6 protein-coding genes are annotated in these 9,300 nt (G+C 66.0%); all 6 read left to right on the forward strand.

Annotation, left to right across the window (positions count from 1 at the left end; translation table 11 throughout):
• Positions 1–3,197 (forward strand): transcription-repair coupling factor (gene mfd, locus ACIQ6O_RS08760; RefSeq protein WP_396207398.1); only part of this gene is annotated, 3,197 nt, incomplete at its 5' end.
• 56 nt (positions 3,198–3,253) lie between these two features.
• Positions 3,254–4,669: a peptidylprolyl isomerase gene (locus ACIQ6O_RS08765; RefSeq protein ID WP_396207399.1), complete on the forward strand. Its 1,416-nt coding sequence runs from the start codon at positions 3,254–3,256 to the stop codon at positions 4,667–4,669.
• Positions 4,670–4,782: 113 nt separating this feature from the next.
• On the forward strand, positions 4,783–6,192 hold the full coding sequence (locus ACIQ6O_RS08770; RefSeq protein ID WP_396207400.1) for a peptidylprolyl isomerase: 1,410 nt from the start codon (positions 4,783–4,785) through the stop codon (positions 6,190–6,192).
• A gap of 5 nt (positions 6,193–6,197) precedes the next feature.
• The gene (gene pdxA, locus ACIQ6O_RS08775) at positions 6,198–7,118 is read left to right on the forward strand and encodes a 4-hydroxythreonine-4-phosphate dehydrogenase PdxA (RefSeq protein ID WP_396207401.1); all 921 of its coding nucleotides are present in this window, start codon (positions 6,198–6,200) and stop codon (positions 7,116–7,118) included.
• Positions 7,119–7,165: 47 nt separating this feature from the next.
• Positions 7,166–9,001 (forward strand): translational GTPase TypA, encoded by a 1,836-nt coding sequence (typA, locus tag ACIQ6O_RS08780; RefSeq protein ID WP_396207402.1) that lies wholly within the window; start codon positions 7,166–7,168, stop codon positions 8,999–9,001.
• A gap of 111 nt (positions 9,002–9,112) precedes the next feature.
• The coding region (locus ACIQ6O_RS08785) for a hypothetical protein (RefSeq protein ID WP_396207403.1) at positions 9,113–9,300 on the forward strand (188 nt) is incomplete at its 3' end.

The following is a 9,300-nucleotide window of genomic DNA, read 5'->3' on the forward strand; positions in this document are numbered from 1 at the left end:
GCGCCGATGCGGTGCTGGTCGCCGCCCTCGCGCGCGCGTTACCGCAGCGTCTGGTGGTGGTGATCACCGACCAGTTGGGGGACGCCGAGCGGTGGTTGGCCGATCTCCAGTCCCTGGTGGACGACACGCCGGTGGCGCTGTATCCGCCGCGCGAAGGGTTCGGCGAAGTGGAGCCGCACGCCGAAGTGGCCGGCGAACGTGTAGAAACGCTCGAGAAACTCGGCCGCAGCGGCGTGCGCATCCTGCTCACCACGTCGCGGGCGGTGCTCGAGCGCACGGCGCTCCCCAAGGCGTTGAGCGGGGCGCGTCTCGAACTGCGCAAGGGCGATGTGCGCCGGCCCGAACAGCTCGCGGCCCATCTCGAGAGCATCGGCTTCGAACGCGTGCCCATGGTGGAAGACGTCGCCCAGTTCAGCGTGCGCGGCGGCATCTTCGACATCTATTCGTTCGGCATGGCCGAGCCCGTACGCCTCGAGTTCTGGGGCGACGACATCATCGAGCTCCGCCACTTCGACCTCAACTCGCAGCGCAGCACGCGCGACGCCGAGCTCGCGCTCGTGCTCCCGGTAGACGGACGCGTGGCGAGCGTCGATGACACCGACGAACGGGTCACGTTGCCTGAGCTGTGGCCCGCCGATTCGCTGGTGGTGATGCCGGGCGGGAGCAGTGTGCTGCCCGAACTCGTGCGCACGTGGGACGAGGCTGCGCACCACATCGAGATCGCGTTGCGGCGTGGGGAAGAGTACACGCATCGCGACCGGCTGTTCGTAGAGCCGCCCAAGATGGCGAGCACGCTCGCGCGTTTCGGGACGCTGCGTTTCAACCTTCCGCCGCAAAAGGCGGCGAGCGCCAACGCCGCTGATCTGGTCCCGGCCGGACCGGAGCCGGATGTCACGTTCCCCACGAGGCATCCCGAAACCATCTCGCGCGACCTGCGTGTGCTGCGCCGGTTGCAGCGCGACGGATTGCACACGCTCATTCTCTGCGACAACGCCGGGCAGGCCGAGCGTCTCGAAGAACTGCTCGGTGAAGATGGCCCCGTGTCAGCGTCGCTCGCCATCGGCGTACTGGGTGGCGGTTTCGTGGTGCCGAACGTGGTGCGTGTCCTCACCGACCACGAGATCTTCCGTCGTGACCGTCGGCTGCGCCGCACGCGCCGCTACAGTACCGGTGCCTCGCTCGAAAGCCTCGGCGCGCTCAAGCCGGGCGACTATGTCGTACACCTCGAACACGGAATTGGCATCTACCGTGGTATCGAGAAGGTGTACGTGCGCGAAGCGACCATCGAGAGCGCCGTCATCGAGTACGAGGGGGGCGACCGGCTGAATGTGCCGCTGTACCGCATCGATCAGATCGAGCGGTATCGCAGCGCGAGCGATGTAAGTACCGACGCGCCGCCGCCGCGGCTGCACAAGCTGGGTGGCAAGCAGTGGAAGGCGCAGCGCGACAAGACGCGCATGGCCATCCTCGAGATGACGCAGGAACTCCTGCAGCTTTATGCGCGGCGCAAGGTCACTACGCGCCCGGCGCACGGGGCCGACGGGGCGTGGCAGCGTCAGCTGGAAAGCAGCTTCCTCTTCGAGGATACGCCCGATCAGCGCAAGGCCACCGAGGACGTGAAGCGCGACCTCGAGGGTGAGCGCCCCATGGATCGCCTGCTCGTGGGCGACGTGGGCTACGGCAAGACCGAAATCGCCATCCGTGCCGCGTTCAAGGCGGTGCAGAGCGGGCGGCAGGTGGCGGTGCTGGTACCCACCACCATTCTTGCGGAGCAGCACGCGCGCAGCTTCGGCGATCGGCTGGCCGACTTCCCGGTGACGGTGGAAGTCATGAGCCGCTTCCAGACGGCGAGCCAGCAGGCCGTGGTGGTGGAGAAGCTCAAGAAGAAGCAGATCGACATCATCATCGGCACGCATCGCCTGCTGAGTCCCGACGTGGAGTTCGCGGAGCTGGGGCTCATCATCGTTGACGAGGAGCATCGCTTCGGCGTGAAGCACAAGGAGCGGCTCAAGCAGCTCAAGCTGTCCACCGACGTGCTTACGCTCACGGCCACCCCCATTCCGCGCACGCTACATCAGTCGCTGGCGGGGCTCCGCGACCTGACGCTCATGCAGACGGCGCCGCGTGATCGCTCGCCGGTGCTCACTTTCGTGGAGCCGTTCGACGACGCGCTCATCGAGGAGGCCATCAGTCGCGAGCTCGATCGCGGCGGGCAGGTGTTCTTCGTGCATAACCGCATCGAAACCATCGAAGCGATTGCCGATCACCTGCGCCGGATCGTGCCCCGGGCGACCGTGGCGGTGGGGCACGGGCAGATGAAGGAGCGCGAGCTCGAGAAGATCATGCGCCAGTTCGTGGAGGGCGAGGTGGATATCCTCGTCTCCACGCTCATCGTGGAAAGCGGGCTCGACGTGCCCAACGCCAATACGATGTTCGTGAACCGCGCCGACCACCTGGGCCTCGCCCAGCTCTATCAGCTGCGCGGCCGCGTGGGCCGGTCGCACCGCCGCGCCTATTGCTACCTCCTGGTCCCCGACCGCGTGGACGAGGACGCGGAGCGCCGCTTGGCGGTGCTCGAGCACCACACCGAGTTGGGGGCGGGCTACCGGGTGGCGCTCAAGGATCTTGAGCTGCGTGGCGCGGGTAATCTCCTTGGCCCCGAGCAGTCGGGCTTCGTGCACTCCGTGGGCTTCGACCTGTACCTGCGTCTTCTCGACGAGACCGTCCGGCAGCTGTCCGACGGCGACGGCCAGAAGTCGTGGATTCCGGCCGACGTCAATCTCGACTTCCCGAGCTTCCTTCCCGACGACTACATCGCCTCGCAGGAGGCCAAGCTGGACGTGTACCGCCGGCTTACGGCGCTGCGTGATCCGAAGGCCATCGAAGCGCTCCGGCAGGAGGTGCGGGACCGCTTCGGAGCACTCCCGGCGCCCGCCGAGGCGCTGTTCGGCAGTGCCATGCTGCGTGTGATCGGCGCCGCCCTGGGGGTAGAGGGGGTGCTTGTGCGCGCCTCTGAGGCTCGTATTACTTTCAGGGCTGACGCAGTTCCGCGCCTCAAGGGGCTGTCGGCGGCCTTCCACGGCGTACAGTTCCAGGTGGATGTCCGTCGCGCACAGCCGCTGGCCCTCAAGCTCACCCGATTGGGTGGGGCGGAAATGCTCGAGGGGCTCATCCGAGCGCTCAAGGCCCTCGTGTAAACCCACCCACGTCACGTTTCCAGAGTCAGACCTTCATGAAATCCTACCGTTTGTCCGTGCTCGCTGCCGTCGCGTTCGCCGTGGCCTGTGGCGCGGCGTCCAATCCCGACGTGGCGGCGACTGCCGGCAACCAGCAGCTTTCCTCGGCCAAGCTCGCGGAGATCCTGGGGCAGTCCCAGGCGCCGCTCGAGAAGGACGTGGCCCGTTCGATCGCTGAGCTGTGGGTGAACTACCAGCTCGTGGCCCTGTCGGCGGCCAAGGGTGATTCACTCACCGATCCCAAGGTCATGCAGGACGCGCTGTGGTCGAACCTCGACAACATCCGCGTCAAGAAGTTCTACGACAACGTGTCGAAGGGCTGGAATGATCAGGCCCCGGGCAGCGACGAGGAGCGCTACAACAACGGTGAGGCCTACGCGGCCCGTCACATCCTCATCAAGACCGAGCAGGGTGCCACCCCCGAGCAGATCGCGGCGGCCAAGGCCAAGGCGACTGACATCCTCAAGCAGGCCACGCCGGCCAACTTCGCGTCGCTCGCCGCCCGCTCTGATGAGCCGGGCGCGAAGGAGCGCGGTGGTGACCTCGGCCTGTTCGGCAAGGGCATGATGGTGCCCGAGTTCGAGAAGTGCGTCGTGGCCATGAAGCCCGGCGAGATCTCGAAGGAGCCCTGCCAGACGTCGTTCGGCTTCCACGTGATCTACCGCTCGCCGTTCGCCGACGTGAAGGACAAGTTCGCGCCGATCGCGAAGCAGCGGAACGTGGCGATCGCCGAGAGCACCTATCTCGCGAAGCTCGAGAGCGGCAACGAGGTGAAGATCGAGGCGAACGCCACGGTGAAGGCCAAGGCGATCGCGAAGAACACGCTTGGCTACCGCAAGGACAACGACGCGATGGCCACGTACAAGGGGGGCAAGCTCACCGCCGCCCGGTTCGCCGAGTGGCTGGCGGCGTATCCGCCGTCGTCGCAGATCCGTCCGCAGCTGGTGCAGGCGCCGGACACGCTCGTCGAGAAGTTCGTGAAGCAGATCGTGCGCAACGAACTCGTGCTCCGTCAGGCGGACAGCGCCAAGGCCACGGTGGACACGGCCGAGATGTCGAACCTGTTCCTGAACTTCAAGAACGCGGTGTCGCAGACGTGGACGTCGCTCGGCGTTGAGCCGGCCAAGTTGGCCGACAGTGCGAAGGCGGTGGGTGGTGACAAGGAGAAGGTCGCCGGCGCCAAGGTCGAGGCCTTCTTCGGCAAGCTCGTGAAGAACGAAGTGCCGTTCGTTGACGTGCCGTACCCGGTGGCTCGCGCGGTGCAGCAGAAGTACAGCTTCAACATCAATGAAGCCGGCCTCGACAAGGTGATCGAGCTGGCGAAGGGTGTGCGCGCGAAGAGCGATTCGAGCAAGGTGCCGGGCGGCGCTCCGGCCCCGGGCGCGCAGCAGCCGGCCGCGCCGGCTCCGGCGCCCGACACCACGAAGAAGTAATCGTCAGCTCGGCGTACCTCCGCGCCCCGGCCGGTCTCCGGTCGGGGCGCGTTCGCTGAGTCCCCGTCAGGATTCCGTTGCAACCCAGGTCCCGTCACCGGGTACTTATCGGCATGATGCCTCGACTGCTCTCCCGTTCCGTGCTCACCGGTGTCACGCTCAGCGTGGCGGCGGCTCTTTCGCCGGCCGCCCTCGCGGCGCAGGCCACGCCCCCCAAGGGCGACGCGCCGGCCGCGAAGCAGGATTCCGTGCGCGGGCTCCCCATCGACGGCATCGCCGCGGTGGTGGGTGATCAGGTCATCCTGGTCTCCGAGCTCATGACCGCCGTCAATCAGGCCCGTGCGTCGGGCGCCAAGGTGGAGTCCGCGTCCGATCTGGCCAAGCTCGAAGCGGATATCCTCGAGCGGCTCATCGACGCCGAACTGCTCGTGCAGAAGGCGAAGACCGAGAAGGTGGAAGTGCAGGACGGCGACATCGCGAGCGCCGTGGACGATCAGGAGAAAGGCGTGCGTAAGCGCTTCAAGAGCGATGCGGAGTTCAAGCAGGCGCTCAAGGAAGCCGGTATGGGCACGGTGGAAGAGTGGCGCAAGATCACCGGCGACCAGCTCAAGCGCGACAAGCTGCAGCAGCAGGTGATGCAGAAGCTGCAGCGCGACGGCAAGGTCACGTCGGTGAACGTCGGCGAGGACGAGATTCGGGAAGCGTTCGACGTCTTCAAGGCCCGGGTGGGCCCGAAGGAAGCGCGCGTGGGGCTGCGGCAGATCGTGGTGGCCACCAAGCCCAGCGAAGACGCCAAGAAGCGCTCCCGCGCCAAGATCGACTCCATCTGGCTCGACCTGCAGAAGCGGCCGGAAGACTTCGAGCTGATGGCCAAGAAGTATTCGATGGACGGGACGGCCGAGTTGGGTGGCGATCTCGGCTGGAATCGCCGCGGCCGCATGGTGCCCGAGTTCGATCGCATGATGTTCTCGCTCAATCCGGGGATCGTGAGCCCGATCGTCGAAACGGCGTTCGGCTTTCACATCATCCGCGTGGACCGGGTGCAGCCGGCCGAAGTGAAGGCGCGGCACATCCTCATCCGCCCGCAGGTGGATACGGCCGACGAGCGTCGGGCGCGGATGCTGGCCGACAGCGTCGCGACCGCGTGGCGGGCCGGCGGCAGCTTCGATTCGCTCAGCGTGATGTACCACGACGCGGCGAGCGGTGAGGACAAGTCGATTCCCGAGTATCCGCGCAGCGAGCTCCCCGAGCCGTACCGCAATGCCCTCGAAGGGGCCAAGCTCAACCAGGTGCTCGAGCCGTTTCCGCTCCCCGATCCATCGGCGGGCGTAGCCAAGTTCATCGTGGCGCAGGTCACCTTCCTCGACGAGGCCGGCGAATGGACGCTGGCGGAGGCGCGTGATCGCATTCGTGAACAGCTGTCGGAGGAGCGCAAGATGCGGCGCCTCATCGACAACCTGAAGAAGCAGACGTACGTGAGCGTGCGGTACGATCCGGCCAAGCAGGGAGGCGACAACCGGTGATCACCATGGGACTGACGCTCGGCGATCCGCGGGGCATTGGTCCGGAGATCATCGCCAAGGCGCTCGGTGATCCGCGAATCGCGGCGCTGAGCGCCTTCGTGTCGTGGCGGGTCATCGGGCCGCGTCGGGCCGGCGTGCCGGTGGACGACGACCTCGGCGCGTGGCGACCCACGGGCGACGCCGCGGCCGATGAGGCTCAGGGGGGCCGCTTCGCCGGGATGGCCGTGGAGCGCGCGGCACGGCTCGCGCTGGCCGGCGTGCTCGACGGTCTGGTGACCGCCCCCCTCGACAAGCACGCATTGCAGGCGGGGGGCTACGACTTTCCCGGACACACCGAGATGCTCGGGCATCTGGCGGGGGTCCCCACGGCCATGATGCTCGCCAGTGACCGCTTGCGGGTGGTGCTCGCCACCACGCACATCGCGCTGCGCGACGTGCCGGCAGCGCTCACGCACGACGTGCTGGTGCAAACCCATGCCACGACCGTGGCCGGGTTGCGGAACGATCTGGGCATCGCGGCGCCGCGCATTGCGCTCTGCGCCATGAATCCCCATGCCGGCGACGGTGGCCGCTTCGGCACCGAGGACGACGACCTGCTGGCCCCGGTGGCGCGTGACTGCGGCATGTACGGGCCGTTTCCGGCGGACACGGTGTTCGTGCGTGCGATGCGGGGCGAGTTCGATGCGGTGATCGCGCCGTATCACGATGTCGGGATGACGGCTATCAAGGTGGCGAGCTTCGGGAGCGCCGTGAACATCACGCTGGGGCTGCCGTTCGTGCGCACCTCACCCGATCACGGCACGGCGCTGGATATCGCGGGGCAGGGGATCGCGAGCGCGGAGAGTCTCATTCGGGCCATGCAGGTGGCCGTGGACATGGTGCAGCGACGGGCCGGGAGCCAAAGTCACGGTTCGGGCGTTGATTAGCGTCCCCCGTTGTTTCTCCCGACCGGTCTCCGCTAGGTTGCAAGGCTATGGATATTCGTAACGTCGCCATCATCGCCCACGTCGACCACGGGAAGACAACCCTCGTCGACAAGATGCTCCGCCAGGCTGGAGCCTTCCGCGAAAATCAGGTTGTCGAAGAACGCGTGATGGACTCGAACCCGCTCGAAAAGGAGCGCGGGATCACCATCCTCGCGAAGAACACCTCGATCCGCTGGAAGGACACGAAGATCAACATCGTGGACACGCCCGGCCACGCCGACTTCGGCGGTGAGGTGGAGCGTATTCTCCGCATGGTGGACGGCGTGCTGCTGGTGGTGGACGCGTTCGACGGCCCGATGCCGCAGACCCGCTTCGTGCTCCGCAAGGCGCTCGAGCTCGGTCGGACGCCCATCATCGTGATCAACAAGATCGACCGCCCGGGCGCCGACCCGTTGCGCGTGCACGATGAGGTGCTGTCGCTGTTCATCGAGCTCGAGGCGAGCGAAGAACAGCTCGAGTCACCGGTCGTGTACTGCTCGGCCAAGAACGGCATCTCCACGATGGATCTCGACATTGAAGCAGTGGACTTCGAGCCGCTCTTCGAGACGATCGTGAAGACCGTGCCGCCGCCGCCGACCGATGCGAACGGTCCGTTCCAGATGCTCGTGTCGACCATCGACTACTCCGCATATCTCGGACGTCTGGCGATCGGCCGTATTGAACGCGGCACCGTGAAGATGGGTGACAGCATCACGCTGGTGACCCCCGACAACAGCGCTGCCCCCGTGCGTGGCCGCGTGTCGAAGCTGTATGGCTACGAAGGGCTCGAGCGCGTCGAAATCGCCGAAGCATCCGCCGGCGAAATCGTGCAGCTCGCGGGTTTCGAGAACGTGGACATCGGCACGACGCTCACGGACCCGAACAACCCGGAAGCACTCGCCGGCATCAGCGTCGAAGAGCCCACGATCAGCGTGGACTTCGTGGTCAACAACTCGCCCTTCGCCGGCAAGGACGGGAAGTTCGTCACGTCGCGTCAGATCCGGGAGCGCCTGTACAAGGAGCTCGAGCGCAACGTGGCGCTGCGCGTGGAAGACAGCGACACCACCGACGCGTGGAGCGTGAGCGGCCGCGGTGAACTGCACCTCTCCATCCTCATGGAGACGATGCGCCGCGAAGGGTTCGAGTTCCAGGTGTCGCGTCCGCGTGTGATCACGCGGATCGACGAGAACGGGCAGAAGCTCGAGCCGTTCGAAGAACTCGCGATCGACGTGCCCGAAGAATACATGGGTGTGGTCATCGAAAAGCTCGGCCCCCGCAAGGCCGAGATGATCGAGATGAAGAACCCGGGGCAGGGTCTCGTGCGTCTGCTGTACCGCGTGCCGGCGCGTGGTCTGTTCGGTTATCGCTCGGAGTTCCTCACGGACACGCGCGGCACCGGCATCATGCACCACCGGTTCCTCGAATACGGGGCGTGGGCGGGGCCGCTGTCTGGGCGTTCGCGCGGCGTGCTCGTGTCGATGGAAAACGGCACCATCGTGGCCTTCGCGCTCTTCTCGCTGCAGGAACGTTCCACACTGTTCGTGACGCCGGGCGATGCCGTGTATGAAGGCATGCTCATCGGTGAGAATTCGCGTCCGGGCGACATGGATGTGAATCCCTGCAAGGAAAAGAAGCTCACGAACATGCGCTCGAAGGGCGCGGACGAAGCCATTACGCTCGAGCCGCCCCGTCAGATCACGCTCGAAATCGCCCTCGAGTACATCGAAGACGACGAGCTCATCGAGGTGACGCCGCAGAGCATCCGTCTGCGCAAGCGCATGCTCGCGGCGAGCGATCGCAAGCGCGTCACGCGCGAAGTGAAGCGCGAGAAAGCGTCGGCGTAAATTTGGGTATATCGGCGTAGGGTCGGCTTGCGTCCCGGGCGCCTCCTGCCGATACTCCCGCACATCAGATACACGCAGTCCATCCGTTCACACTCGCAGGAGAATCGTCCCATGTTGGAGCTGTTCGGGTCGTCGTCGCTGGACGCGCTCGAAGAGAAGGTGCAGTCCTCGGTGTTCATGCTTGCCGCCGACGACGAAGATTTCGATGACGAGGGCTTCGACGAGGACGATCTCGACGAGGACGAAGACGATGTCGACTTCGACGACGATGATGATGATCTCGACGACGATGATGACGA

Source organism: Gemmatimonas sp. (assembly GCF_044345575.1).
Classification (GTDB): Bacteria; Gemmatimonadota; Gemmatimonadetes; order Gemmatimonadales; family Gemmatimonadaceae; genus Gemmatimonas.

Excerpts from the sequence above, each read along its gene's own strand:
- ACIQ6O_RS08770 (WP_396207400.1), top strand. The coding sequence starts at position 4,783 with ATGATGCCTCGACTGCTCTCCCGTTCCGTGCTCACCGGTGTCACGCTC.
- pdxA (WP_396207401.1), top strand. The coding sequence starts at position 6,198 with ATGGGACTGACGCTCGGCGATCCGCGGGGCATTGGTCCGGAGATCATC.
- typA (WP_396207402.1), top strand. The coding sequence starts at position 7,166 with ATGGATATTCGTAACGTCGCCATCATCGCCCACGTCGACCACGGGAAG.